This window comes from Micromonospora sp. NPDC023966 (assembly GCF_040639095.1).
Classification (GTDB): domain Bacteria; phylum Actinomycetota; class Actinomycetes; order Mycobacteriales; family Micromonosporaceae; genus Micromonospora.
Genome location: NZ_JBEZZJ010000016.1, coordinates 45,393 through 71,606, shown reverse-complemented (window position 1 = coordinate 71,606; position 26,214 = coordinate 45,393). Strand labels below are relative to the sequence as shown.

The window sequence follows — 26,214 nt, the reverse complement described above, 5'->3', positions numbered from 1 at the left end:
AGGCCATCTACTGCAGGGTGTCCTTGAGGACGATCTTGCCCTTCTCCACCATGAGGATCTGGAAGCCACCGCTGGAGAGCGTGTGGTCGGGCGTGAACTTCAGCGGCCCGGAGAACAGCTGGAAACCGTCGATCCCCTCGAGTGCCTTGATGACGGCGCTGCCGTCGGTCGAGCCGGCCTGCTTGACCGCCTCGGCGGCCACCCGGACGGCGTCGTAGGCCTGGGTGGAGTACGGACCGGGGGCGGCGCCGAACTTGCTCTTGTAGTCCGCGATCCACTTGTCGGCGCCCTGGATCGTCTCCGGGGTCTGCGTCATGGTGGCGAAGACGCCTTCGGCGGCCTCGGAGCCGGCGATGTCCACCAGCTTCTGGTCGACCGACCCGTCGGCCACCATGACCTTGCCGGTGTAGCCGGCCTGCCGCAGCTGACGGATGATGAGGCCACCCTCCTGGTAGTAGCCGGTCCAGTAGATGAAGTCCGGCCGGCCCTTCAGGATGGCGTTGACGTTGGCGCTGTAGTCGCTCTCACCCGCGGTGACCGACTCGCGTCCGGCGAGCGCCGGCGAGCCGGTCAGCAGCTTGGCGGTGGTGTCGGCGATGTCCTTGGAGTAGCTGGTGTTGTCGTCCATGAGGGCGACCTTGGTGGCACCCACCTTCTTCATGAACTTGAGCGCCGCATCGGACTGCTGCGCGCCGGTGCCGTTGATCAGGAAGACGTTCTTCTTGTTCTGCTTGACCAGTTCGTTGGAGTTGGCGGCCGGAATGAGCATGGGCACGTCGGCCTTCTCGAAGATCGGCAACGTCGGGAGCGTCGCACCCGAGCAGTAGCCGCCGACCGAGATCTTCACCCCCGCGGTGACCAGCTTGTTGGCGCCCGCCGTGGCGCTCTTGGCGTCGCAGGCCTCGTCCTCGACCTTGAGCTCGAGCTTGCGCCCGTTGACGCCGCCCTTGCCGTTGATCTCGTCGACGGCGAGTTGCGCCCCGTTCTTCATGTAGGGGCCGATGGCCGAGCTGCTGCCGGACAGCGGCGTCAGCATGCCGAGGACGATCGGCCCGTTGTCCGACTTTTCGCCCCCTCCGGAGGCGAGCCCGTTGCCGCAGGCGGAGAGCATCATGGCCGCCACCGCCGCGCCGCCCACGAGGGCGACTCGCGACAGCCGGCGGGTCAGGTGTGCCGTCATGTCCAAACCCACTTCCCTCAAGGACCGATCACGTGGACGGCCCAAGTAGCGACAGGTAGCACTGCTGTGTGACGTAGCACTGAACTATGGCACAGGACACATCGTCGCTCTAGAGGCGCTTGTCAGGGTGTTACCGACGCGTGACTTGAGCCCATCGGACTGCTGTGTGATATTTTACTGACCGTCACGAAAGGGCTTCCGACATGACTGCTTCCCCCGCTGCCCGTACCCGTCCTTGGCAAGGTGTGCTCGTCGCGACCGCCCTTCCCTACCGCGACGACCTGTCCGTGGACTTCGACGCCTACGCCGACCACGTGCGGTGGCTGGCCGACAACGGCGCCCACGGTGTGACCCCGAACGGGTCCCTGGGCGAGTACCAGGTGCTGACCAATGAGGAGCGTGCGAAGGTCGTCGAGGTGGCGGTCCAGGCCGCACCCGAGGGCTTCGTCGTCATGCCGGGCGTCGGCGCCTACGGCGCCCTCGAGTCGCGGCGCTGGGCCGAGCAGGCGGCCGAGGCCGGTGCGCAGGCCGTCATGGCGCTCCCCCCGAACGCGTACCGCACGGACGAGCGGGCCGTCCTGGAGCACTACCGCGAGATCGCCAAGGCCGGCCTGCCGGTGACGGCGTACAACAACCCGATCGACACCAAGACCGACCTGACGCCGCGGATCCTCGCCACGCTGCACAACGAGGGCCTCATCGTGGGCGTCAAGGAGTTCAGCGGGGACGTGCGCCGGGCCTACGAGATCTCGGAGCTCGCGCCCGGACTGGACCTGATGATCGGCACCGACGACGTCGTGCTCGAGGTCGGCATCGCAGGCGCCAAGGGGTGGGTCGCCGGATACACGAACGCCTTTCCCCGCTCGACCGTGGCGCTGTACGAGGCCTCCACGGCAGGGGACCTGGAGACCGCGCTGCCGCTGTACCGGCTGCTGCACCCCCTGCTGCGCTGGGACTCGAAGACCGAGTTCGTACAGGCGATCAAGCTCTCCATGGACATCGTCGGCCGTAAGGGCGGCGTCTGCCGGCCGCCGCGGCAGCCGCTGACCGCCGAGCAGGAGCAGTCGGTCCGCGCCGCGACCGAGGCGGCCCTCGAAGCCGGACTGGCCTGAGACATGCGCGGCCGCCGACTACTGCACGCCGTCGACTCGCACACCGAGGGCATGCCGACCAGGGTCATCACGGGCGGCGTGGCACCACTGCCCGGCGCCACCATGATGGAGCGCCGCCGCTGGTTCCTCGACAACAGCGATGACCTGCGCACCATGCTGATGTACGAGCCACGCGGGCATTCCGCCATGTCCGGAGCGATCCTGCAGCCGCCGACGCGGCCCGACGCAGACTGGGGCGTGCTCTACATCGAGGTGTCCGGCTGCCTGCCGATGTGCGGACACGGCACCATCGGGGTCGCCACCGTGCTGGTGGAGACCGGCATGGTGGAGGTGACCGAGCCGGTCACGACAATCCGCCTGGACACGCCCGCCGGCCTCGTGGTCGCGGAGGTCGCCGTCTCCGACGGCGCGGCCAAGGCGGTCACGATTCGCAACGTGCCGTCCTACTCGCAGCAGTTGGACGCGACGGTCGAGGTGCCCGGTTTCGGGACGGTCCGCTACGACCTCGCGTACGGCGGCAATTTCTACGCGATGGTCCACCTCGACGACCTCGGCCTGCCGTTCGACCGGGGACACAAGCAGGCACTGCTGGACGCCGGGCTGGCGATCATGGAAGCGATCAACGAACAGGACCGCCCCGTCCACGTCGACGACCCCGACATCAGCGGATGTCACCACGTACAGCTCATCGCTCCCGGCTCGGACGCCCGGCACTCGCGCCACGCGATGGCCATCCACCCGGGTTGGTTCGACCGGAGCCCGTGCGGTACGGGCACGAGCGCCCGCATGGCGCAGCTGCACGCGCGTGGCGAACTGCCGTTGGACGTCGACTTCGTCAACGAGTCCTTCATCGGCACGCGCTTCATCGGCCGGATCGTCGAGGAGACCCGGCTCACCGGCGACGTCACCGCGGTGGTGCCGACCATCACCGGGCGTGCCTGGCTGACCGGCACGGCACAGTACTTCCTCGATCCGGACGACCCGTTTTCAGCGGGTTTCCTGCTTTGACGTGACCTCATCCCCACCCGGCCCACGTACCGACGCTGAGGGAGCCTTCGTGATCAAGAGCTACTCACCGCACGCACCCGAAGACCTCGTCGCCGAGGCGCCCGTGACCGGCGCCGACGACGTGGCGAAGGCGTTCGACCGCGCTCGCGCGGCCCAGGCCCAGTGGGGGCGCGGCCCCGCGGCCGCCCGGGCGCAGGCACTGTCCGACGCTGCCGACGCGGTGGCGGCAGCATCCGAGGAACTGACCCAACTGGTGGTTCGCGAGGTCGGCAAACCCCTCGGCGAAGCGCGCGGTGAGGTGGCTCGGGCGGTGGCCATCCTTCGCTACTACGCCCAGCAGGTGTACGACCCGGTGGGCGCGATGCACGAGCCGTCGGCCCTCGGTCTGCTCTTCACCCGGCGCCGGCCGCTCGGCGTCGCCGGGCTCGTCACCCCGTGGAACTTCCCCATCGCCATCCCGCTGTGGAAGGCCGCACCGGCATTGGCGTTCGGCAACGCCGTGGTGCTCAAGCCGTCGCCGGACGCCACGGCGACAGCGCTGCGGCTGGCCGCCCTGCTCGACGAGGTGCTGCCCGAGGGACTGTTCACGGTCCTTCCCGGTGACGGCGACACCGGCCGGGCGATCGTGGCCGAGGCCGACGTGGTGTCGTTCACCGGATCCACGGCGGTCGGTGGCGACGTGGTGCGCTCGGCCGCGGCCCGCGGGGTGCGGGTACAGGCGGAAATGGGCGGCCAGAATTCGGCGATCGTCCTGCCCGACGCCGACGTGGAGTCCACCGCCAGGCAGATCGCCGCGGCCGCGATGGGGTTCGCGGGCCAGAAGTGCACAGCGACCAAGCGGGTGATCGTCGTTGGGGACGCCGCGCCGATGCGGGACGCCCTCGTCGCGGCCATCGAGGCGCTCGGGTTCGGCGACCCGGCGCAGGCGACGACCGCGGTGGGACCGGTCATCAACGAAGCCGCCCGGGACCGGGTGCTGGCCGCCGCCGGCAGCGCGACCGCGGCCGGGGCCCGTCTCCTGACCGGCGGCGTGGCGACCGACGACCCCGGTTGGTTCGTCCGTCCGACCCTGCTCGAGGACGTCCCCGCCGACCACCCGCTCTCGTGCGACGAGGTGTTCGGGCCGATCGCCACGCTGCACGCGGTGCCCACGCTCCAGGAAGCGGTGGCGGTGGCCAACAATGTTCCACAGGGACTGGCCGCCGGCGTCTACACGCGCGATCTCACCGCCGCGCTCGCGACGGCGGACGCGTTGGCAGCCGGCCTCGTGAAGGTCAACGCACCGACCACCGGGGTCGACTTCTACCTGCCGTTCGGCGGCGAGAAGGCATCCAGCGTGGGCGGCCGCGAGCAGGGCAAGGCCGCGCAGGACTTCTTCACCTCGCTGCACACCGTGACGCTGGCCCCCGCCGAAGGAGCCTGATGCCCGGCGACGACGCCCTGGTCCTCACGGCCGAGGAACAGTCGATGCTGGCCGGAGAGCAGGGCCCGGCCACCGCGATGTGCATGCGTCTGATCGTCGGGGTCGCGCGCGCGAACGGGGCCGAACGACTGGTGCCGATCGAGTCAGCGCACGCCGATGGCTGCCTCTACCACGGCGTGGCGGGACTGGAGTTCACCGAGCGGCTGGTCTCCCTCGGCGCCCGGGTGCGGGTGCGCACGACGCTCAACGTCGGCTCTCTCGATCTGCTGCATCCCGGACTGGTACGCGCCGACCCCGAGGTGGCCGAGAACGGCCGCCGCCTCATGGACGCGCACGTGGCCCTCGGCTGCGAGCCGATCTGGTCGTGCGCGCCGTACCAGTCCGGCCACCGCCCGGCAGAGGGCAGCCACGTGGCGTGGGCGGAGTCGAACGCCATCGCCTTCGTCAACTCGGTACTCGGGGCGCGCACGGACCGGTACGGCGACTTCATCGACATCGCCGCCGGCGTTGCCGGGCGGGTCCCCTACTCGGGCCTGCACCTGACGCGAAACCGCGCCGCCGCGCTGGTGCTCGACTTCTCAGCGGTCCCCGCTGCGCTGCTCGACGACGACGTCGCCTGGCCCGCAATCGGGGCGCTGCTCGGCGAACTCGCCGGAACCCGGGTCGCGGCGCTCACCGGCCTGCCGGGCGACCTGAACGACGGCGGGGTCACCGAGGACCGGGTCAAGGCGCTCGGCGCGACCGCCGCGTCCGCCGGCGGCGTCGCGCTGTTCCACATCGTGGGAATGACCCCGGAGGCGCCGACGCTGGCCGCGGTGCTCGGGCCTGCGGCCACCACCGTGCCGGTGACGGCACACGACCTCAGGCGGGCGCGCGAGCGGCTGAGCACCGCCGCTACGAAGTCACTCGACGCCGTCAGCCTCGGCACCCCGCACTTCTCGCTGTCCGAGTTCGCGGCGCTGGCGCGCGAGTTGCGGGACGGGCCGTCGTTCAGCTCGTCGATTGACGTGTTCGTGTCGACCAGCCGGGCCGTGCTGGCCGAGGCGGAGGCACGCGGGTACGCCGACACCGTGCGCGACGCGGGGGGCCGCATCCTCACCGACACCTGCACGTACGTGACGCAGGTGCTGCGCGACGGGATCCGCACCGTGATGACGAACTCGGGCAAGTGGGCCTGGTACGCGCCGGCCAACCTCGGGATCGACACCGTATTGGGAAGCCTGGCCGAGTGTGTCGCCTCGGCGAGAGCCGGGAGGGTGGTGCGCGATGAGCGGCTGTGGGGATGACCCGGTGACGCTGTCAGGCCGCTCCCTTCATCCGGGACAGGCGAACGGCGTCGTACTCGCGCTCGACGAACCGCTCTCGTTCTGGGGCGGGGTCGACCCCTGCGGAGTGATCGTCGACGCTCACCATCCGCAACGCGGCTCCACGGTCGCCGGGCAGGTCCTCGCGATGCAGGTCGGGCGCGGCTCCAGCTCCTCGACGGCCGTGCTCGCGGAGCTGATCCGGTCGGGGCACGCGCCGGCGGCCCTTCTCCTGGCCGAGTGCGACGCGATCCTGGTGATCGGGGCCCTTGTCGCCGCCGAGATCTACGGCACCACGCTGCCCATCGTGCAGCTCGCCCCCGGCGATCTGGCACGACTGCACACCGGCACCCGAGCCGCCGTCCTCGCCCACACCGCGCCCCTCGCGGCAACCGTGACTGCGACAAGCCGATGACCGCGGCACTGCCGTACCTCGACGAGGCTGACATCTTCGGCCTGGTGCCGTTCGCCGACGCCGTCACCGCACTGGCGAAGGCCCTGTCCGACGGGCTCGATCCGCAGGCGTCCCTGCAGCGCTCCATCCACGACGTGGAGCACGGACAACTGCTGCTGATGCCCGCCGAGACCGCGGCCGGCGTGGGAGTGAAGCTGAGCACGGTGGCTCCGGGCAACGCCGACCGTGGGATCCCACGCGTCCAGGCGCTGTACGTGCTCTACGACCGGGCCACGCTGACGCCGGTGGCGCTGCTGGACGGCACGGCCCTGACGACGTTGCGAACCCCTGCCGTCTCCGCGGTCGCGGTGGACCACCTCGCCGCGCCCGAGGCGCGACACCTGGTCGTGCTCGGCTCCGGCCCACAGGCGTGGGGGCATGTGGAGGCGCTGCGAGCCGTTCGCCCCCTCGACAGCGTCACGGTGGCCGGCCGGGACCCCGACCGCGCGGCGGCCCTGGTGGCCAGGGTCCGGGACAGCGGTCTGGACGCGCGCGTGGGCAGCCACGACGACGTCGCGGATGCGGACGTGGTGGTGTGCGCCACCACAGCCCGCCAGCCGCTCTTCGACGGCCGCCGGTTGCGCCCGGGTACCTGTGTCGTCGCGGTGGGCTCCCACGAGCCGGACGCCCGTGAACTCGACGACGCGACGATCGGCTCTGCCGAACGGGTGGTGGTCGAGTCCCACGGCGTCGCCCTGCGCGAAGCCGGCGACATCATCCAGGCCGTACGCGCCGGCGTCGTCCGCGAGGACAGCCTCATCGAGCTTCGCGATGCGGTACACCTGACACCCACCACCGGTTCATCAGTTTTCAAGAGCGTCGGCATGGGCTGGCAGGACCTCGTGGTGGCCGATCTGGCCCACCAGCGCTGGACGGAGAACGGGCATGCCTGACGTGGTCATCGTCGGCGCGGGCATCGTGGGGGCCGCCTGCGCCTACTATGCCGCGCGCGAGGGGCTGTCGGTGACCGTCCTCGAACGGGGAAAGCTGGCCGGCGGCACCACCAGCCGCGGTGAGGGCAACATCCTCGTCTCGGACAAGGAACCCGGCCCCGAACTGAACCTGGCTCTGGCATCCCGTACGCGCTGGCTGGAACTGGCCGCCGAGTTCGGCCCCGACTCGTTCGAACTCGACGAGAAGGGTGGCCTGGTCGTGGCCACCTCGGATCCGGGTGCCGCAGCACTGACCCGGTTCGCCGAGGGGCAACGGGCCACCGGAGTGGAGACGGTCGCGGTGAGCGCGGACCAGCTCCACGACCACGAGCCGAACCTCGCCCCGGATCTGCCCGCCGGAGTCCTCTACCCCCAGGACATGCAGGTACAGCCGGTGCTCGCGGCGGTGTCACTCCTCGCGGCGGCCCGGGCCCTCGGCGCCACGGTCGCCTGCGGCGAGGAGGTCGTGTCGGTCGAACGGGGTCCGGACGGGCGCGTCACGGCGGTCCGGACGCGCACCGGCCGCTATCCCACCGACGCGGTCGTCAACGCCGCCGGAACCTGGGGTGGTCAGGTCGGCGAGCGGCTCGGCGCGCCGGTCCCGATCCTCCCCCGCCGCGGGTTCATCCTGGTGACCGAGCCGCTGCCCCGGGTGGTCCGGCACAAGGTCTACTCCGCCGACTACGTCGAGAACGTCGCGTCCGACGTCGCCGGGCTGGAGACGTCCACGGTCGTCGAAGGTACCCGGGGCGGAACGGTCCTCATCGGCGCGAGCCGGGAGCGGGTGGGGTTCGACGACACCATGTCCGTGGAGGCGCTGCGGCGGCTGGCCGCGCTGGCGGTACGCATCTTCCCCTTCCTCGCCGACGTCAGGCTGATGCGCACCTATCACGGGTTTCGCCCGTACTGCCCGGACCACCTGCCGGTCATCGGTCCGGACCCCCGGGTTCCCGGGGTGTTCCACGCCTGCGGGCACGAGGGCGCCGGCATCGGTCTCGCCCCGGCGACCGGCAGGCTGATCAGCCAGATGCTGACCAACGGTCAGCCGGACATCGACCCCTCGGCGTTCACGCCATCGAGGTTCGCGCAGGTGACCGCAGGATGAGCCAGCCACACTTCTCCTTCGACGGCAGCCAGATCCCCTTCCGCCCCGGGCAGAGCGTGGGCGCCGCGCTGACCGCGGCCGGGGTGCGGTCGTGGCGCAGCACCCGACGCGCCGGCCGGCCGCGAGGCCTGTTCTGCGGTATCGGCGTGTGCTTCGACTGTCTCCTCGTCGTCGACGGGCGCCCGAACGAGCGCGGCTGCCTCCGGCTCGCCGAGCCGGGCATGGAGGTCAGTACGCAGGAAGGAACCGGTCACGGTGACCTCGAAGTCTGAGCGGAGGTTCGACGTGCTCGTGGTCGGCGCCGGGCCGGCCGGGCTGGCCGCCGCGACCAGCGCCACCCGCGCCGGCGCGCGCACGGCCATCGTGGACGCCGGCGTGGCGCCCGGTGGCCAGTACTGGCGCCACCCGGCACCCGGCGAGCACGGCGTGTCCGCCGCCGAGGTGGCCCACCTTCATCACGACCTGGCGACATATCATCGTCTCGTGGCCGGACTCCCGGCCGTTGCCCAGTTCTTCCAGCACCACGTGTGGACCGTCACCCGGGACCGGCGCGAATTCGTCGTGCACGTGGTCGACCGGACCGGTGGAGGCGAACAAGCCGCCGAGCTCCGCAGCCGTCGGCTCATCCTGGCCCCGGGGGCGTACGACCGTCAGATCCCGTTCCCCGGATGGGATCTTCCGGGCGTGATGACGGCGGGGGGTGTGCAGGCTCTGCTCAAGGGGCACGGCGTCGTTGCCGGACAGCGGGTGCTGGTGGCCGGAACCGGCCCCTTCCTGCTTCCGGTCGCGGCCGGTCTGGCCGAGTCGGGAGCGAGCGTTGTGGGCGTTCACGAGGCCGCCTCCCCGTTGGCGTGGCTGGGTGAGTTCGGCGCCGTGATCCGTAACGTCAGCAAGCTCGGTGAGGGCGCCGGCTACGCCCGGGTGCTGGCGCGGCACCGCATTCCGGTCCTCACCCGGTCCGTCGTGGTCTCCGCCCACGGCACGGACGCCGTGGAACGGGTCACCACCATGCGATCGGACCGCCGGGGCCGGTTGCTACCCGGAAGTGAGCGCACGATCGCAGTGGACGTGCTGGCCGTGGGATGGGGCTTCACCCCGCAACTGGAGCTGCCGCTGGCGCTCGGCTGCGCGACGCGCGTGGATGTCGACGGGTCGCTGGTCTGCGAGGTCGACGACGAGCAGCGCTCATCGGTCGAGGGCGTCTTCGTCGCCGGCGAAGCCTGCGGCGTGGGCGGCGCCGCGCTTGCGACGGTGGAAGGCGAGATCGCCGGTACCGTCGCGGCGGGCGCCTCGTCGATCGCACCTCGGCTACGCCGCTCGCGGGCGGCGCTCCGCCGCTTCGCGCAGGCGATGCACCGGTCCCACCCGGTGCCCCCTGGATGGGTGGACCGGTTGTCCGACGACACGACCGTCTGCCGCTGCGAGGAGGTTCCCTTCGGGGCACTGCGGTCCGTGCGGCAGGACCTCGTCGGGCACGACGGCCGGTCGGCGAAGATGCTCACCCGGGCCGGCATGGGTTACTGCCAGGCACGCACCTGCGGCTACGCCGTCGGCTGCATCCTCGGTCAAGAGGCCTCCCGCACCTCCGGCTTCGCCGAACGCCCCGTCTCGTCTCCCCTCACCCTCGGCGCGTTGGCAACGTCCTCCCCGACGGAGAACGATCCACCGCCAGCTGAGTGAGGAGGATGGGAGGCCCCATACCGATGACCTGCGGAAAGTGAAGACGGCAGGGGTGGCCGCAGGGCCTGTTCACGATGATCAGGCGAACCGTTCGGTGGTCATGGGTACCAGCCCTTGCCGCCGCATGACGACGGTCAGGTTCTGCAGCATCGGCCCTACCTCGTCGTCGGCTCTGGTCGCCAGCAGCACGGTCACATCGAGCGCCCAGGCGATGCCCCGGCCGACCCGTCGAAGATTCCACGTGAAGAGATCGTCCCCTGCCTTCCGGCGGCCGGCGGGCATCCCTGACACCATCTGATCGGCATCCTCCCTGTCGGGCGTCGTCTGCCAGGATGCCCTCAGGGCCGCCAGCTGATCGGCGCGAAGGTCCTTGGCGAACAGGACCCGGTAGACCCGCTTCTCACAGAACCCGTCCGGCGGGTGCGTCGGCCCCAGCCGCAACGGGGCTGCAGTCGCAAACGGTTCGTAGTCGAGGAAACCGGCCCGCAGCGCCGCCTCGGTCGGCATCGGTCCACCGCCGAGCCGCTGGTATGCAGCCTCGGCGCCGCTCCGGTCGGTCGGCACCACGCGCGCGAGCAGATCCGGGTCCGTGCGCAGGGCACGACTGAACGACGCGGCACTCAACCAACGAGACTCCGTACGCGTCCAGACTGTGCCGTACAGACCCACCGTCGAGTGATCGTGGTCCCGGACGAACTCCTCGGCCAGGACGCCTTCCACCTCGGCACCTGGGTTTGCGCCGTCGGTCCGGGCGAGAAGCAGGTAGTAGTCCAGCCCCGCCTGCCGTCCGGCAACGTGCACGACCGCCGCCGCCTGCCCCACATGACACCGATCATCGATCACGGACAGCACTCCCGCTTCCCCGCACGGAAACCTCGACGACCCGACCCTAGGGGAGGCGAACCGGTCAGCTCGCCCCACGCGCCCTTCACGGCCCCTCATGCGCCGACGGCCCCGGGGCCCGACGGCCCCGGGGCCGGAGGTTATGCCGCGCCGTTCAGTGAGGCGGCCAGCGCCTCCGCGAGCCCGGTGTCGGCGGGCGTGCCGCTCACGCCGATGCGCCAGGTTCCGCCCGCGAGGTCGCCGACCGGCAGCGGCCGCCCGCCCGGCTGCCACAGCGGCTGCCAGGCGATCGAGCCGCTCGGACGGTTGAACCACCGGTTGTCCTCGCTCCAGGCCGACCCGTCCCGGTACGCGACCGCCAGTGTGGTCGTGTCGTCCGTGGCGAGCGTCCACGGCGTGAAGCCCGCCGCGTCCCCGTCGCGATCGGCGCCGGCGGGGTCCGCGAGCCGGGGCAGGGCCGAGTCGATGTTCCAGGCGGCCTCCCAGACCGGCGCGCTGGTCGGGCCGGTCACGTGCCAGACGAGGTCGACGTCCACCGTGGTCGCTGCGAACCGGAAGCGCCAGTCGACGGTCACCGGCTCGTCGCCGAGCGGAATGCCGGCCAGGAGCGTGTCCGTGCCGTCGGCCGAGACGGTCACGGTCCGGGCGGCGCCCGCCGTGTCGGTGGGCCCGAAGGTCCCGACGGCCAGGTAGGGCGCCGTGGAACGGAACGACGAGTCCGTCATGGGCCGGTACGCGCCTCGGCCGGTCGGGTCGGCCTCGTAGGAGACCAGCCGGGACTCGGGGGCGGTCTGCACGACGGCCCGGTAGTAGGGCGTGCTGACGAGCCGCCCCTTCGTCACCACCGGCGTACGCCAGTTCAGCGGCGCCAGCCAGAGCCCGCCCTGACCCCAGCCGGCGCCCGTGACGTACCACTGGCCGGTGCCGGAGTCGTCCTTGACCACCTCGGCGGCGTGCGCCTCGATCCGGCCGGCGAGCTGGTCGATGGTGAAGTGGAACGGGTCTTCGCTGCGGTACACGCGGGTGTCCTGGTAGCCGCTCTCGCAGCAGACAAAGAGATACCACGAGCCGTTGTGGTGCACCACGAACGGCGATTCGGTCGGCCCGCCGAAGGTGCCGGTGGCCGGGTGTTCGAAGGCCGTCCGCCGGCCGCTCCAGTGCACGAGGTCATCGCTCGTGCGGTAGGCGACGATGTGGTGGCCACCGGCCGGGGTGCTGTTGGCGGTGTAGTACATGACCCACTGGTTGCCGACCCGGGTCACCATCGGGTCCCGACCGTCGAAGCCGTCGGTGAAGAGCGGGTTGCCCGGGTGCCGCGTCCAGGTCGTCAGGTCCTTCGACGTGGCGAGGTGCATCCGGTACGCCTCGTGGTCGGCGGTGCCGCCCGCGTAGAACATGTAGTAGGTGCCGCCGTTGAACAGCACGTACGGCGCCCAGATGTGCGTCTCCCCCGCGCTCGGGTCGGCCTCCAGGGCGAACTGCTGCTTCGTCCAGGGGCCACGGGGCGACGGCGCCGTGGCATGGCCGAAGAACTTCTCGTCCAACGGGTTGGCCGGCTCGGCGTGGGTGATGGCGAAGACGTGCCACAGGCCGGTCGCGCGGTCACGCACCATGGTGTGGTCGTTGTAGTACCAGCGCTCGTTCTCGCCGACGCTGGGGTCGTGCACGTTGACGAACTCGCCGGCGGTGACCTGGACGGACCGGTTCTCGTACGGCTGGTTGCTCGGCTCGGCGGGATCGGCGGCCCGGGCCGGCGCCGGGGCCACGATCAGTCCCAGGGCGAGGGCGAGCAGCGCGGACAGCCGACCGACGTGGGACGGTGGGCGGGGCATGCGTTCCTCCAGAGCTCGACGGGTGGCGTGCTGGTGACCCGGACGTGTGCGCGGCCGCGGGTCCGCCGCCTGCCTCGGCGGCGGGCCCGGGCCGAAGCTCTACTGCTTGCCGCCGAGCGTGGTGTAGGTCTGCGCGGCGTTGTCCTTGGTGATCTGCATGGTGCCGAGCGTGGTCGTCTTCGGGACGTCCTTCGCGCAGTCGACGAGGATCTTCTTGGCCATGTCGATCGCCTCACGGCCGCCGGTCGGATACTGGAACGTCGCCTGGAGGCGGCCCTGCTCGACGGCCTTGATCCCGCCCGAGGGGACGGGCAGGGCGTCGATCCCGGTGAACTTGATGGCGGTCTCCTTGCCGGCCGCCTTCGCCGCCAGGTAGGCACCCTCGGCCATCGGGTCGTTGTGCGCGTACACCGCGTCGATCTGGGGATTCGCCTTCAGCATCGCGTCCATGACGCTCTGGCCCTTCTCCCGCAACCACTCGGCGGTCTGGCTCGCCACGATCTCGATCTTCGGGTTGCTCGCGATGCCCTCCCGGAAGCCCTGGGCGCGCTCGGCGGCCGGGGTGGAGCCCGGCAGGCCGGAGATCTCCACGACCTTGCCGCCCTGCGGCAGCAGCGTCTTCGCGTAGTACTCCCCCGCCGCCCGGCCGATCGCGACGTTGTCGCCACCGATGAAGGCCGTGTACGCGTCACCCTCGACCTTGCGGTCCAGCACGATGACCGGGATGCCCTGGTCGTACGCCTTCTTGACCACCGCGGTCAGCGGCTTCGCCTCGTTCGGCGAGATGATCAGCAGGTTGATGCCCTGGGAGAGGAAGTTCTCCACGTCGGCCACCTGCTTGCTGTTGTCCTGAGCCGCGTCCGAGACGACCACCCTGAAACCGGGCACGGACTTCGCGGCGTTGCTCACGTCGTCGTTCATGACCTGCCGGTACGGCTCGGCGTTGTTGGCCTGGGACATGCCGATCAGAAATTCCTTGCCGCTGCCGCACTTCGCCGAGGCGTCGGAGCTCTTGCCGGGGTCGTCCTCGACGCTGCACGCCGAGGTGGCGACGAGCGCGGCCAGTGCCAGGACCGTGGCGGCTCTTCGGGTGTAACGCATGGTTTCCTCCGTTGGGTGGTGGGTCAGGCGATGCGGGGACGTAGCTTCTGCAGCGCGGCGGCAGCCACGATGACCAGGCCCTTGACGACCAGCTGCACGTTCGCGTCGATGTTGTTGAGGGCGAGGATGTTGTTGAGGATCCCGAGCAGCAGCGCGCCGGCGATGGTGCCGCCCATCGATCCACTGCCACCGGCGAGGCTCGTCCCGCCGATGACCACGGCCGCGATCGCGTCCAACTCGTAGCCGGCGCCGTCGTTCGGGCTGCCCTGGTTGAGCTGCCCGGCGTGGATGATCCCGGCCAGCGCGGCGAGCAGGCCGGAGATCGCGAAGACGGTTATGCGGATGCGGCGCACCGGCACGCCGGAGAGCCGGGCGGCCTTCTCGTTGCCGCCGATGGCGTACACGTGCCGGGCGAAGGCCGTGCTGCGCAGCACCAGCAGCGCGCCGACGCCGATGGCGAGGAACAGCAGCGCCGGCACCGGGAGGATTCCGTTGATCGACCCGCTCAGCATCGAGAACGCCTCCGGGGCCTCCTGCGGCCCGTCGCCGTAGGCGATGGGGATGCCCAGCCCGCCGGACCACATCCGGGCGATACCCCGGGCCGCCTGCAGGCCGGCGAGGGTGACGATGAACGACTGGATGCCGAGCCGGGCGACGATCGCGCCCTGGGTCGCGCCGAACGCGGCGCCGATGAACAGCACGATCAGGACCGTCGGCAGGATGCCCATGCCGCTGTCGACCATCAGGGTGGCCGACCCGACCGCGGCGAGCCCGAGCACCGCCCCGACGGAGAGGTCGATCCCGCCGATCAGGATCACGAACGTCATCCCGACCGCGATGATGCCGATCTCCGAGACCGCCCGGACGATGTTGGCCAGGTTCCCGGAACTGAGGAAGACGTTCTCGCCGTTGCGGACGGGCGACACGGCGATCGCGATGACGAAGACGGCGACCAGGCCGAACAGGCTCTGGAACCGGAAGAAGCTGTCGACGATCGCGTGCCGGTCCCGCGGCAGCCGGATCGGCCGGCGGCGGGGCGGTGTCTCGGGCGGCGCTTCGGCGACGGCGGTGGGGCTGGGCGGGTTCATCGGGCCTCCTTGGCATCGTCCCCGTTGGCCGCGGCGAGGATCGCTTGTTGTGTGGCGGACGCGCGGGGCAGCGCGGCCACGGTGCGACCGCGGTGCAGGACGACCACCCGGTCACAGAGGCTGAGCAACTCCGGCAGTTCGGAGGAGGCGAGCAGGATCGCCATGCCGGTGTCGGCGAGTTGGTGCAGCAACCGGTAGATCTCGGCCTTGGCCCCGATGTCGACGCCTCTGGTCGGCTCGTCGAGCAGCAGCAGCCGCGGTCGCGTCAGCAGTTGCTTGGCGAACACGACCTTCTGCTGGTTGCCGCCGGAGAGCGTGGCGGCGGCGACCGCGGGCGAGGCCGCCTTCACCGCCAGGGCCCTGAGCTGCCCGGCCACCGTCTGCTTCACCGCTTGCCGGCGTACGAGGCCGAGCGTCGTCAGCGACGACAGCGCGGAGAGCACGACGTTGTCGGTCACCGAGTGCTCCAGCATCAGTCCGGCGCCACGCCGGTCCTCGGGGACGAACGCCACCCCGCGCGCCAGGGCCGACCGTGGGCCGTGCGGGCGGTACCGGCGGCCGTCGATCGTCACCTGGCCGTCCCGGGGGCCGGAGGCCCCGGCACCGAAGAGCGTCTCGAGCAGTTCGGTACGGCCGGCGCCCATCAGACCGGCGAGTCCGACGATCTCGCCGGAGCGCACCGTGAGGTCCACCCCGGCCGGCTCGGTCCGCCCGGGTGTCGGCCGGCGTGGCGTCACGGCGAGTCCGCGTACGTCGAGCAGCACGTCCCCGGGTTCGTTGCGCCCCTCTCCGTAAAGCGCGTCGACCGACCGGCCGACCATCAGCTGGATGATGTCGTCGCGGGAGGCGGTCTTCGGGTCGACGCTGCCCGCGACGCTGCCGTTGCGCAGCACGGTGACCCGGTCCGCGACGACCTCAATCTCCGCCATCCGGTGCGAGATGTAGACGATGCCGACGCCGGCCCGGCGCAGCTCCGCGATCGTCGCGAAGAGGCGTTCGACCTCGGCGTCCGCCAGCGCGGCGGTCGGCTCGTCCATGATCAGCACCCGCGCGTCCAGCGACAGCGCCCGGCCGATCTCGACCAGTTGCTGCTCGCCGACGCGCAACGACCCGACGAGCCGCCGCGGGTCGAGGTCGGCGCCGAGCGTACGCAGGTGGTCCGTGGCCTGCCGGCGCATCCGCCGGAGGTCGACGGTGCCCACCCGGGTGCGCGGCTCGCGCCCGAGGAACATGTTCTCCGCGATGGAGAGCCCGGCCACCAGGTCGAGCTCTTGGTGGATCGTGGCGATGCCGGCGCGTTGGGCGCCGGCCGGGCCGCCGAAGCTCACCGGCTGCCCCTCGACCTCGATGGTGCCGTCGTACTCGGTGATCACGCCGGAGAGGATGTTGATCAGTGTCGACTTGCCGGCGCCGTTCTCGCCGAGCAGCGCGTGCACCTCACCCGCGCGGACGGTGAGGTCGATGTCGCGGCAGGCGTGCACACCGCCGAACCGCTTGCCGATGCCGGTCATCCGGACCAGCGGGCTTTCTGTCATGCGGCACCTCGTGGGTCGTTGCGGGTCAGCTGCGGGTCGGGCCGGAGCCGCCGGGCCCGGGTGGACCCGGCGGCTCCGGTCGGTCACGGGACGAGCCGCGCCTCGACGTAGTCGAGCCCGGCGAGGTAGCCGACCGAGGCGGCGGCCTTGCCGGTCACGGTGAGCGTGAGTGTGTGCCGGCCCGCCGTCAGCTCCCGCCGTCCGTAGTCGAGCGGGTCGCTCACGACGACCTCCGGCGAGTGGTACGCGTCGAAGGCCGGCCCGATCCGGGCGCCGTCGATGGCCACCGTGTTGGTGCCGTAGTCCCGGGCCAGCGTCTGCACGAGGCGCAGGTCGTAGGTCCCGGTGGTGGGCACGGTGAAGTTGACGGTGACGCTCTGGTTCGGCCCGTTCGCGTGGAACCACAGCTGCGCGCTCTGCGACCAGTGGATGCCGCAGCAGTCGCCCTGCGGGTCCGCCGGCGCGTCGGCGCTGACCGCGGGCAGGAGCGATTCGCCCTCGATCCGCAGTGTGTCGCCGGTGGTGGCCGAGGCGGTCGGCGAGTACGGCCCCGCGTTGCCGGCCGCGTCCACCGCGCGCACCCGGTAGTACCAGGTCTCGCGCAGCCCCAGACCCGCGTGCTCGAAGCTGGGGCGGGTCGTGGTGCCGACGCGGTTGTCCGGCCCCGGCGTGAAGTCCGCCTGGCGGGAGGCGAACACCTCGTACCGGGGGGCGTAGACGTCGTCGGGGGCCGGCTGCCAGGCCACCGTCACGGCGTTGGTCGTGCCGCTGGTGGCGGTGAGCCCGCTGACCGCGCCCGGCGGCTGGTGGTCGGTGAACGGGGTGACCAGGCTGAGCACCGCGTACCGGGCGGCGGACCAGGCCGGAGCGCCGGCGGTCGGCGTCAGGGTGACGGTCACCGCGTCCCTGCCCCGGGTGAGCGCGGCCGGGAGCCGGTACTCGTCCTCCAGCCATCGGTGCGACGTGTTGGCCAGCGGCTGCGACCAGGTGCCGGCGTCGCGCCCGTCGACCTGGACGGCCACCGACTGGTACCCGGCCGATTGGTCGCCGACGCGGCGCAGGACCGCGCCCGCGTTGTCCTCGTCGAGGGCCACCCGGAACCGGATCGGGTCGGTGGAGGCACGGACGTCGTCGGTCACCGGTCGGGGCGCGCCGTCGTCGCCCTCGAAGGTCGCCGTGAGCACCGTCCGGTCACCGCCGGAGGCGTACTGGTGGGCCACCTCGCTGGCGGTGTCGCCCACATCGACCGTGTCCGTCCAGCGCTGCCCGACGGTGTCCTGGCCATACCAGTAGGCGGTGGAGCCGTACCGGGCCGGGTCCTGGTCGCCCGGGCCGTGCTCGATGCCGAACCGCAGTCCGGTCGAGAACGCCACCGACTCCGCGAGCGTGAGCCGGTACGCGCCGGTGCAGTCGTACTGGCAGCCGTAGTTGGCGACCTCGTGGGCCGGGTTGCCGTTCATCGGCGCCGAGAACGTGCCGTGGTTGAAGTACCAGCCGCTCTCGTAGAAGTCCTCGGTGCCGGTGCCGTGGATGCTCGGGCTCTGTGCGCCGTCCACGTAGACGCGCTCGTCACCCTCCAGGTAGTTCCGCTGGTTGCCGGCGGGGATGTGCCCCTCCATGGTGTGGGTGACACCCACGAACTTCCCCCGCCCCGCGACGTCGAGGAAGAGGTGGTCCGCTCCCGGCGTGGTGTCGGCGCTGGTCGCGGTCGCCCGGAAGTAGCCGGTGTCGCCGGTCGGTCGCAGGGCCGCGGCCCAGCGGGCGGACGCCGCGGTGGTCACGGTGGCCACCGACGGTTTGATCGCCACGTCGGACCCGTTGCGCAGCTCGATCGACCAGCGCGACCGGTACGGCATCGGCCACCAGGCCGATAGCGTCGCGGTCGCCGGGTCGACGCCGAACATCAGGGACCGGACGGAGTGCAGCCCGAGGCCGGTGCCGAAGAACTCGCCGAGCGGGGCGTCCACGGTGGTCTTCCCGTCGAACGAGATGCGCAGCCGGGTGCCACGCAGCACCGCGTCGGACGCGGCGACGGCCGCCTTGCGCTCGTCGTCGGCCGGGTAGGAGGAGGTGTTGCTGCCCTGCCAGGTCTGCGCCGTGATCCGGTAGGCGTGCGCCGCCTCGACGTCGGTGTGCGCGGGGCCCAGGTCGACGGTGTCGGTGCGCTTCGCGACGCCGGAGACGAGGCTGTCCACCCAGTACGTGAACTCGTTGACGTCGAGGTCGGACGAGACGAACTCGTTGCGGATGGTCAGCTTCGTCTTGCCGGCCGTGGCGCTCGCCGGCAGCTCGACGGTCTGGTCCAGCCAGGTGCCGAACGGTACCGGGTCGTTGGCGGGCCACTCGGCGACCGGTACTCCGTCGACCAGGATCCGCGCCCGCTGGTGCCCGATATGCGGGTCGAGCCGGCGGGTGAGCCGTACGCCGGTGTTGGCCGGGTCAATCGCGACGGTGAACTCGCTGCCGCCGCCGGCGCCGAAGGCGCGGCCGTCGTCGGCGATCGGCTGGGGCGCGCCGACGAGCTGCGGGATCTTCAGCTGGAGTGCGGTGATCGCGCCGGGGCCCACGCCACTGGCGAGGGTCGCCCGGCCGCCCGCGGGGACGGCGAAGGCGCGCTCGGCCGCCGTGGCGCCCGGCTGGGCGGGCTTGGGGTCGCGGGTGCCGGCGGCCTTGAGCTGCGCGATGACGTCCTCGGCCCGGTCGCTGGGGTCGAAGGTGCTAACGCCGTCCGGGGTGGTGAACTTCCGGTAGGAGACGTGGTGGAAGATCGGGTTCTTCTCGGTGGTGACCCGCATCGAGCTGCGGTAGGTCATGGGCGCCTTGATGTAGACGCCGCCGGAGCTCTGCGCCGCGTTGGCGACCATCGGGTAGACGAAGGGGGCCCCGAGCTTGCCGTCCACGACATCCTGGAGCTTGGCGTCGAGCACGGTCTTTCCGTCCAGGACGACCTTGATGGTGCCCGTCGCGGAGACGTTGCCCTCGTCGCGGGTGAACCAGATGGAGTCGATTTCGCCGGCGCCGGTCGCCTCGGCGATGACGCAGCCGTCGGCGCTGGTGCGCAGGCACGAGTACCGGCCGGAGAAGCCGTCGTCGTTGCCGCCGCTGCGGTCGAAGCTGGAGAACTGGTAGGCCCGGGATCCGTCGGTGAGTTCCGGGAGCCGGTCGAGTCGGCGGTAGACGTCCCAGCCGACGGGGCCGTTCGTGGTCGGGCCGGTGGAGGCCGACGCCGGCGCGGTGAGACCGACGACGGCCGAGCCGGCGATGAGCGTCGCCGCGGCGGCGGCGCCGAGCAGCCGCCTGGGCGAGGTACGTGGTGCGCGGGTGGTGGGTGTCATGAGTCGCCTTCCACATCGGTGGGTGGGGCGGGCCGTGAGGTGCGGCAGACAAGGAATCGATTTCTCGCTGCAGTTGCGATCAGGTTAGGCAGCCGTCGCGCGGCGGTCAATCCTCCAGTGCTGACGGCGAGGTCGGCGGCGCTTCGACGTTGACAGCCCCACCCGTCGCTCCTATGGTCCTCGATCAGAACCGAGCAAACGATTTCTCGCTCACGAAAGCGCACCGCGACCCCGTGGCGCGCTGGGAGGGGGCAGCCGTGCCCCGACTCGTCGTCCTCACCGGATTCCTCGGCGCGGGCAAGACCACCACCATGCTGGCCGCCGGACGGCTGCTCACCGCACGCGGCGGCCGGGTCGCGGTCATCACCAACGACCAGGGCAGCGACCTGGTCGACACCCAACTGGCCCGGGACGCCGTGCCCGACGTCGGCGAGGTGACCGGCGGCTGCTTCTGCTGCCGCTTCGAGGACCTCGCCGACCTGGTTACGGACCTGCTCGACACCGGGCGGGCCGACACCATCCTGACCGAGGCCGTCGGCAGCTGCACCGACCTGCAGGCGACGGTCGTCCGCCCCCTGCGGGCCCGCTACGGCGACCGCCTCACGCTGGCTCCCCTCACCACGATCGTCGATCCGGCGCGCATCGGCGCGCTCGACGGCGACCTCGGCTACCTGTTCGACCGCCAGCTCGCCGAGGCGAACCTCATCGCGGTCAACAAGTCCGACGCCCTGCCCCGCGCCGAGTTCGCCGCGCGTCTCGACCAGATCCGGCGCGGCTACCCCGACGCCGACGTCCTCGGCTACAGCGCAAGCCGCGGCGAGCACGTCGATGAGCTCGTCGCGCGGTGGACCGGCGAGCCACCGCGCGGCCGGGACGTGGACCTGGACGTCGACTACGACCGGTACGCCGCGGCGGAGGCGCGGCTGAGCTGGCTCAACCAGGTGTGGCACGTCTCGGCCGACGGCGGGTTCTCCGCGCGACGCTGGGCACACGTCGCCCTCGAATCGCTCTCCGCCGCCTGCGCCCGGCGGGGAGACGTCATCGGTCACGCCAAACTCGCCGTCCAGTCGCCCGCCGGACTGATCCGCATGAGCGTCGTGGCCGCCGGGGACCCCCCGCGGCAGGAGCCCGCCAGGCGTGACGAAACGCCGGTGGCCCGCGCCACCGTGCTGGTCAACGTCCGCGCCACCTGCCCACCGGCGGACCTCGAATCACTGGTACGGGCCGCCGCCTACGACGCCGACCTCGCGGCCGGCGCCGCCGCCCGGCCCGGCCCGGCCAACGCCTTCGCGCCGTCCTACCCCCGCCCCGTGCACCGTCTCCCGGCCACACCGGCCTGACCGTCAGGAGCACCCATGGCAGACCACTCGTACGACCAGTGCTGTCCCGGCAACGCCTGCAGCCCGAACCGCCGACAGTTCCTCACCCTCTCCCTCGGCCTCACCGCCGGCACCGTGCTCGCCGGCTCCCGGGCCGAAGCCGCCGCCGCCCTCGGCGTACCCGAGGATCGACTGATCGCCGTACCGGTCGACAAGGCGCTGCCACCCGACTGGTCCACGGCGCTGTACGGCCGGGGCGAGCCGACCAGCTACGAGGGCACCGACCTCCGCTGGCTCGGCATGCCGGTCGGCGGTGGCGCCACCGGCCAGCTGTACCTCGGCGGCGACGGGCGGCTGTGGAACTGGGACATCTTCAACCGACCGGCGGCCGGCACCACCGACGTCGGGTACGCGAGCCCTCGCCAGCCCGCCTCGCCCCTCCGGCACGGCTTCGCGCTGCGGACCCGGTCGGGCGGACGGGTCGAGACCCGCGCGCTCGACGCCACCGGCTTCGATCAGGTGCGTTTCACCGGGCAGTACCCCATCGGCACGGTCCGGTACCGGGCCGCCGACGCCCCGGTCGAGGTGACCCTGGAGGCGTTCTCACCGTTCGTGCCGCTGTCGGTCGCGGACTCGACGCTGCCGGCGACCGTGCTGGCGTACACGCTGCGCAACACGTCGCACCGAACGGTGGACGCCACCCTGCTCGGCTACGTCGAGAATCCCGCCTGTCTGGACACCAGGACGCAGCGCGGGATCACCCTGCGGTCGACGGCGTTCGGCGACCGGTCGCTGCGCGGAGTCCGGTTCTCGGCCGCCGAGCAGACCGAGACGGCCGACCGCCCCGACGTCGTCTTCGAGGACTGGGAGCGGGACACCTACGACGGCTGGTCCGTCGAGGGCGACGCGTTCGGCGCCGGCCCGGTGCTGGTCTCCGAGATCCCGGACTACATGAAGCGCGGGGGCCCACTCAACGCCACCGGGCAACGACTCGTGACGTCACACGACTTCCGGGGCGCCGCCGGCGACATCGGCCGGGCTGACGCCCGCACCGGCAGACTCGTCAGCGACCCGTTCACCATCACACGCAAAACCATCCGGTTGTCCCTCGGTGGCGGCAACCACCCGGGACAGACCTGCGCCAACGTGGTGGTCGACGGGGCGGTCGTCGCCACGGCCACCGGGCAGGACACCGAGGTGATGCGGACCGTCTTCCTGGACGTGGCCGCGTACGAGGGGCGGTCCGCCGTCATCGAGATCGTCGACGACCACGGCGGAGCGTGGGGCCACGTCAATTGCGACCGGATCGTCTTCACCGACGTCGCGCCGCGGCCCGACATCGTGTTCGAGGACTGGGAGCGGGACACGTACGAGGGCTGGACCGTCGACGGCACCGCGTTCGGCGCCGGTCCGGTGCTGGTCTCCGCGGTGCCGGACTACATGAAGCGCTTCGGCGATCTCGGCGCGTCGGGGCAGCGGTTCGTGACGTCGCACGACTTCCGCGGCTCCGGCGGCGACTCGGGCCGGGCCGACGCCGCCACCGGAAAGCTGACCAGCCGGCCGTTCACCGTCGAGCGCCGCTACGTCAACCTGGCCGTGGGCGGCGGGAGCCACCGCGACAGCACGTGCGTCAACCTGCTGGTGGACGGCGCGCTGGTGGCCAGCGTGGCCGGCCGCGACGCGGAGCCGGTCAGCGTGGCGACGATGAACCTGTCCGCGTACCAGGGCCGCACAGCGGTCATCGAGATCGTGGACGCGGACACCGGCGGGTGGGGGCACGTCAACGTCGACCGCATCGTGTTCAGCGACGTGCCGACGGACACCCGGCCGCTGGACCAGGTGCCCGACAACGGCACGCTCGTCCTCGCCGCGCTCGACAGTCGGGCGGTGACCCGCCCGTCGCTCGCCGCGTGGGACACCCTCGACGAGGTGTTCGCGGCGGAGGCCGGCCCGACGGAGGTGGACGGCTCGCTGGCCGGGCAGGCCGGATCAGTGAGCGTGGCGGTCCGCCTCGCGCCCGGCCAGAGCCGCACCGTGCGATTCGTGCTCGGCTGGCACTTCCCCGTGCCGGACCGCGTCTCGCTCGGCTTCCTGCGCGGCTCGGACAGCCTGCGCCGGCACTACGCGACCCGGTTCGCCGACGCCCGGGCGGTAGTGGAACACGTCGCCCACGACCTCGACCGGCTGGAGGGCGACACCCGCACCTGGGTGAAGACCTGGTACACCGACGCCACCCTGCCGCACTGGTTCCTGGAGCGCACCCTGGCTCCCGCGTCGACGCTCGCCACCAACACCTGCTACCTCTTCGACGACGGACGGTTCTACGGCTGGGAGGGCGTGTACTGCTGCCCGGGCACCTGTGAGCACGTGTGGAACTACGCCCAGTCCATCGCCCGGCTCTTCCCCCAGCTGGAACGCGACACCCGCAGCAGGGTGGATCTCGGCATCGGCTTCCACCCGGACACGGGCCAGATCGGCAACCGCGCCGAGGCCGACATGGGCTGGGCCACCGACGGGCAGTGCGGCACGATCCTGCGCTGCTACCGGGAGCACCTGACCGCGCCGGACGACACCTACCTGCGCCTGAACTGGTCCCGGCTACGGCGCGCGCTGGAATGGATCATGGAACACGACGCGGGCCCGGACGGCACGCTCGACGGCCCGCAGCCGAACACGCTCGACACCACCTGGTACGGCCAGATCGCCTGGATCACCGGCATGTACGTCGCGGCCCTGCGAGCGGGCGCGGCGATGGCCGACGAGATGGGCCAGGCCGAGTTCGCCGACCGGTGCCGGGCCCTCGCCGATTCCGGCAGCCGGCACCTGTCCGCGGAACTCTTCAGCGGCGAGTACTTCATCCAGGAGGTCGACCCGGCCCACGCCGACGTGATCAACAGCAATCGGGGATGCCACATCGACCAGCTCTTCGGGCAGAGCCTCGCCGGTCAGCTCGGGCTCCCCCGTGTCGTGCCCGCCGAGCAGGCCGTCAGCGCCCTGAAGAGCCTCTACCGATACAACTTCACACCCGACCACGCCGCCTACCGGGAGGGCAGCGTCATCCCGGGCGGCCGCTGGTTCGCGATGGACCACGAGTACGGCATGCTGATGACCACCTGGCCGCACGGTGGCGCCGACACCGCGGCCGGGACCCCGGCGAGTTGGGCCGCCATGTACTTCAACGAGGTGTGGACCGGCCAGGAGTACCAGGTCGCGGCGCACATGCTCCAGGAGGGCCTGGTCGAGGAGGGGCTCACCCTCACCCGGGCGGTGCACGAGCGGTACGCCGCCGGCAAGCGCAACCCGTACAACGAGATCGAGTGCGGCGACCACTACGCCCGGGCCATGGCCAGCCACGGTGTCTACCTGGCGGCCTGCGGATTCGAACACCACGGCCCCCGCGGCCACATCGGGTTCGCGCCCCGGATCAGCCCCGACAGGTTCGCCGCCGCGTTCACGACGGCGGAGGGGTGGGGCCTGTTCCGGCAGGAGCGCCACGGCGGGCACCTCACCGGTACGGTCGAGGTCCGCTACGGCCGCCTCCGGGTGTCCAGCGTCGCTCTCGCGGTGACGCGTTCCCCGGCACACGTGACCGTACGTCTGGGCAATCGCACGCTGCCGCATGACTGGTCGTGCCGGGACGGGCGCATTCTCGTTACCTTGGACGCCGAGGTCGTGGTCGGTCGGGGCGACGCCCTCCAGGTGATGCTCGACGGCTGAACGTGGCGGCGCTCGGCACGGCGTGTGTCGAGCGCCGGTGCGGAAAGCCCGTGACTATTCCGTCATTTTCCGCCCGTAAGATGCCCAGTCCCCGCACCGGCGACGGTGCGGGGAGCGGGCACTCGTTCTGGGGCTTGTCAGCGTAGGAATCCACCGGATGGAGGCGAATGGCGACGATCTACGACGTGGCGCGGCAGGCTCAGGTCTCGCCCGCGACGGTCTCGCGGGTGCTGAATGGGCGTACCACCGTCGATCCAGTCATGGCCGCTCGCGTACACCAGGCGATGCAGGACCTCGACTACCGTCCCAACGCGGTCGCCCGCAACCTGCGCCTGAGCCAGACCAGCCTCTGGGCGGTCATCATCTCCGACATCGGCAACCCCTTCTTCACCTCGATGGTGCGCGGGGTCGAGGACGTCGCGCAGAGCGCCGGCTACTCCGTGGTCCTGTGCAACACCGACGAGGACCCGGAGAAGGAGTCCCGGTACATCGCGGCGGTCCTCGCCGAACGGATGGCCGGCGTCATCATCTCCACGTCGGGCCGTTCGACGGTGATCAACCGGCTCGTCGAGGCCCGCATCCCGGTCGTGGCGATCGACCGTCAGCTGCGCGGCGTCACCATCGACACGGTGCTCGTCGACAACGTGCACGGGGCGGAGCTGGCGACCACGCACCTGCTCGACAACGGCTACCAGCGGGTCGCCTGCATCACCGGCCCCCGCCGGATCTCCACGGCCGCCGAGCGGCTCCGGGGCTACCAGCGCGCGCTGCGGGCGCGCGGGCGGGAGGCGACCGACGCCCTCGTGCGGTACGCGGACTTCCGCGAGGAGGGCGGCTACCGGGCGATGGCCTCGCTGCTCGACGGCGACAACCCGCCCGACAGCGTCTTCGCGACGAACAACCTGATGACCGTGGGCGCCGTCGAATGCCTCGTCGACCGCGGTATCCGGGTGCCGGACGAGGTCGGGGTGGTCGGATTCGACGACATCCCGTGGGCCCACCTGGTCCGGCCGTCGCTGAGCACCGTCTCGCAGCCGACGTACGATCTCGGACGCGCCGCCGCCGGGCTGCTGACCGAGCGGATCGCCAACCCGTCGCGGCCGCCGTCGACCGTGACGCTCAGCACCGGGCTCCAGGTGCGCGACAGCTCCACCCGCCCGAGCTGACCGTTCGCCGGCACGCGGACGCGGGGAGACCGGGAACCTCAGGCTCCCCGGAGCCCTCATCACCACCCCAGCGCCTCGGC

The 26,214-nt window shown here is 71.5% G+C and carries 19 protein-coding genes; 12 read left to right on the top strand and 7 right to left on the bottom strand.

Annotated elements, in window-relative coordinates; genetic code table 11:
- Positions 1-7: 7 nt before the first annotated feature.
- Entirely contained in the window at positions 8-1,180 is a 1,173-nt protein-coding gene (locus tag AB0F68_RS21080; RefSeq protein ID WP_357340905.1) for a branched-chain amino acid ABC transporter substrate-binding protein, read from the bottom strand.
- 245 nt (positions 1,181-1,425) lie between these two features.
- Between AB0F68_RS21080 and AB0F68_RS21075 the strand changes: the two genes are divergently transcribed.
- The 9 genes from AB0F68_RS21075 to AB0F68_RS21035 are packed head-to-tail and all read left to right on the top strand — an operon-like array spanning position 1,426 to position 10,198.
- Positions 1,426-2,292, top strand: coding sequence for a dihydrodipicolinate synthase family protein (locus tag AB0F68_RS21075; RefSeq protein ID WP_357340903.1), 867 nt, complete (start codon positions 1,426-1,428; stop codon positions 2,290-2,292).
- Between the two features lie 3 nt (positions 2,293-2,295).
- Positions 2,296-3,300, top strand: a complete 1,005-nt coding sequence (locus AB0F68_RS21070; RefSeq protein WP_357340901.1) for a proline racemase family protein — start codon at positions 2,296-2,298, stop codon at positions 3,298-3,300.
- Positions 3,301-3,349: 49 nt separating this feature from the next.
- Positions 3,350-4,723, top strand: coding sequence for an aldehyde dehydrogenase family protein (locus AB0F68_RS21065; RefSeq protein ID WP_357340899.1), 1,374 nt, complete (start codon positions 3,350-3,352; stop codon positions 4,721-4,723).
- The gene (locus tag AB0F68_RS21060) at positions 4,723-6,009 is read left to right on the top strand and encodes an aconitase X catalytic domain-containing protein (RefSeq protein ID WP_357340897.1); all 1,287 of its coding nucleotides are present in this window, start codon (positions 4,723-4,725) and stop codon (positions 6,007-6,009) included. The genes AB0F68_RS21065 and AB0F68_RS21060 overlap by 1 nt, the downstream gene beginning before the upstream one ends.
- Complete coding sequence (locus AB0F68_RS21055) at positions 5,990-6,442, top strand: DUF126 domain-containing protein (protein ID WP_357340894.1); 453 nt, start codon at positions 5,990-5,992, stop codon at positions 6,440-6,442. Before AB0F68_RS21060 ends, AB0F68_RS21055 begins: the two co-directional genes overlap by 20 nt.
- Complete coding sequence (locus tag AB0F68_RS21050; protein ID WP_357340877.1) at positions 6,439-7,374, top strand: ornithine cyclodeaminase family protein; 936 nt, start codon at positions 6,439-6,441, stop codon at positions 7,372-7,374. Before AB0F68_RS21055 ends, AB0F68_RS21050 begins: the two co-directional genes overlap by 4 nt.
- Positions 7,367-8,518, top strand: a complete 1,152-nt coding sequence (locus AB0F68_RS21045) for an FAD-dependent oxidoreductase (protein ID WP_357340875.1) — start codon at positions 7,367-7,369, stop codon at positions 8,516-8,518. The genes AB0F68_RS21050 and AB0F68_RS21045 overlap by 8 nt, the downstream gene beginning before the upstream one ends.
- A complete protein-coding gene (locus tag AB0F68_RS21040; RefSeq protein ID WP_357340873.1) occupies positions 8,515-8,790 on the top strand; it encodes a (2Fe-2S)-binding protein in 276 nt (91 codons plus the stop codon). The genes AB0F68_RS21045 and AB0F68_RS21040 overlap by 4 nt, the downstream gene beginning before the upstream one ends.
- Positions 8,774-10,198: an FAD-dependent oxidoreductase gene (locus AB0F68_RS21035; protein WP_357340871.1), complete on the top strand. Its 1,425-nt coding sequence runs from the start codon at positions 8,774-8,776 to the stop codon at positions 10,196-10,198. The genes AB0F68_RS21040 and AB0F68_RS21035 overlap by 17 nt, the downstream gene beginning before the upstream one ends.
- 78 nt (positions 10,199-10,276) lie before the next feature.
- On the opposite strand, the gene AB0F68_RS21030 is transcribed toward AB0F68_RS21035, so the two are convergent.
- The 6 genes from AB0F68_RS21030 to AB0F68_RS21005 all read right to left on the bottom strand — a co-directional run bounded on the left by AB0F68_RS21030 (position 10,277) and on the right by AB0F68_RS21005 (position 19,932).
- Positions 10,277-11,050: a hypothetical protein gene (locus AB0F68_RS21030; protein ID WP_357340869.1), complete on the bottom strand. Its 774-nt coding sequence runs from the start codon at positions 11,048-11,050 to the stop codon at positions 10,277-10,279.
- Positions 11,051-11,181: 131 nt separating this feature from the next.
- Positions 11,182-12,873 (bottom strand): family 43 glycosylhydrolase, encoded by a 1,692-nt coding sequence (locus tag AB0F68_RS21025; RefSeq protein ID WP_357340854.1) that lies wholly within the window; start codon positions 12,871-12,873, stop codon positions 11,182-11,184.
- A gap of 99 nt (positions 12,874-12,972) precedes the next feature.
- The gene (locus AB0F68_RS21020) at positions 12,973-13,974 is read right to left on the bottom strand and encodes a substrate-binding domain-containing protein (protein ID WP_357340852.1); all 1,002 of its coding nucleotides are present in this window, start codon (positions 13,972-13,974) and stop codon (positions 12,973-12,975) included.
- A gap of 23 nt (positions 13,975-13,997) precedes the next feature.
- Positions 13,998-15,062 (bottom strand): ABC transporter permease, encoded by a 1,065-nt coding sequence (locus AB0F68_RS21015; RefSeq protein WP_357340850.1) that lies wholly within the window; start codon positions 15,060-15,062, stop codon positions 13,998-14,000.
- Positions 15,059-16,597 (bottom strand): sugar ABC transporter ATP-binding protein, encoded by a 1,539-nt coding sequence (locus AB0F68_RS21010; RefSeq protein ID WP_357340847.1) that lies wholly within the window; start codon positions 16,595-16,597, stop codon positions 15,059-15,061. The genes AB0F68_RS21015 and AB0F68_RS21010 overlap by 4 nt, the downstream gene beginning before the upstream one ends.
- 83 nt (positions 16,598-16,680) lie before the next feature.
- Positions 16,681-19,932: a DUF2961 domain-containing protein gene (locus tag AB0F68_RS21005; RefSeq protein ID WP_357340845.1), complete on the bottom strand. Its 3,252-nt coding sequence runs from the start codon at positions 19,930-19,932 to the stop codon at positions 16,681-16,683.
- Between the two features lie 257 nt (positions 19,933-20,189).
- On the opposite strand from AB0F68_RS21005, the gene AB0F68_RS21000 reads away from it, so the two are divergent.
- The 3 genes from AB0F68_RS21000 (at position 20,190) to AB0F68_RS20990 (ending at position 26,134) form a co-directional block, all read left to right on the top strand.
- Positions 20,190-21,272 (top strand): GTP-binding protein, encoded by a 1,083-nt coding sequence (locus AB0F68_RS21000; RefSeq protein WP_357340842.1) that lies wholly within the window; start codon positions 20,190-20,192, stop codon positions 21,270-21,272.
- Positions 21,273-21,287: 15 nt separating this feature from the next.
- Positions 21,288-24,968, top strand: coding sequence for a GH116 family glycosyl hydrolase (locus tag AB0F68_RS20995; RefSeq protein WP_357340840.1), 3,681 nt, complete (start codon positions 21,288-21,290; stop codon positions 24,966-24,968).
- A gap of 167 nt (positions 24,969-25,135) precedes the next feature.
- Positions 25,136-26,134: a LacI family DNA-binding transcriptional regulator gene (locus AB0F68_RS20990; RefSeq protein WP_357340838.1), complete on the top strand. Its 999-nt coding sequence runs from the start codon at positions 25,136-25,138 to the stop codon at positions 26,132-26,134.
- The last annotated feature ends 80 nt before the right edge of the window (positions 26,135-26,214 follow it).

Bases quoted from the DNA above. Each gene is read 5' to 3' on its own strand.
- AB0F68_RS21080 (WP_357340905.1), bottom strand. From the start codon at position 1,180: ATGACGGCACACCTGACCCGCCGGCTGTCGCGAGTCGCCCTCGTGGGC.
- AB0F68_RS21070 (WP_357340901.1), top strand. From the start codon at position 2,296: ATGCGCGGCCGCCGACTACTGCACGCCGTCGACTCGCACACCGAGGGC.
- AB0F68_RS21060 (WP_357340897.1), top strand. From the start codon at position 4,723: ATGCCCGGCGACGACGCCCTGGTCCTCACGGCCGAGGAACAGTCGATG.
- AB0F68_RS21055 (WP_357340894.1), top strand. From the start codon at position 5,990: ATGAGCGGCTGTGGGGATGACCCGGTGACGCTGTCAGGCCGCTCCCTT.
- AB0F68_RS21050 (WP_357340877.1), top strand. From the start codon at position 6,439: ATGACCGCGGCACTGCCGTACCTCGACGAGGCTGACATCTTCGGCCTG.
- AB0F68_RS21045 (WP_357340875.1), top strand. From the start codon at position 7,367: ATGCCTGACGTGGTCATCGTCGGCGCGGGCATCGTGGGGGCCGCCTGC.
- AB0F68_RS21040 (WP_357340873.1), top strand. From the start codon at position 8,515: ATGAGCCAGCCACACTTCTCCTTCGACGGCAGCCAGATCCCCTTCCGC.
- AB0F68_RS21025 (WP_357340854.1), bottom strand. From the start codon at position 12,873: ATGCCCCGCCCACCGTCCCACGTCGGTCGGCTGTCCGCGCTGCTCGCC.
- AB0F68_RS21020 (WP_357340852.1), bottom strand. From the start codon at position 13,974: ATGCGTTACACCCGAAGAGCCGCCACGGTCCTGGCACTGGCCGCGCTC.
- AB0F68_RS21015 (WP_357340850.1), bottom strand. From the start codon at position 15,062: ATGAACCCGCCCAGCCCCACCGCCGTCGCCGAAGCGCCGCCCGAGACA.
- AB0F68_RS21010 (WP_357340847.1), bottom strand. From the start codon at position 16,597: ATGACAGAAAGCCCGCTGGTCCGGATGACCGGCATCGGCAAGCGGTTC.
- AB0F68_RS21005 (WP_357340845.1), bottom strand. From the start codon at position 19,932: ATGACACCCACCACCCGCGCACCACGTACCTCGCCCAGGCGGCTGCTC.
- AB0F68_RS20995 (WP_357340840.1), top strand. From the start codon at position 21,288: ATGGCAGACCACTCGTACGACCAGTGCTGTCCCGGCAACGCCTGCAGC.
- AB0F68_RS20990 (WP_357340838.1), top strand. From the start codon at position 25,136: ATGGCGACGATCTACGACGTGGCGCGGCAGGCTCAGGTCTCGCCCGCG.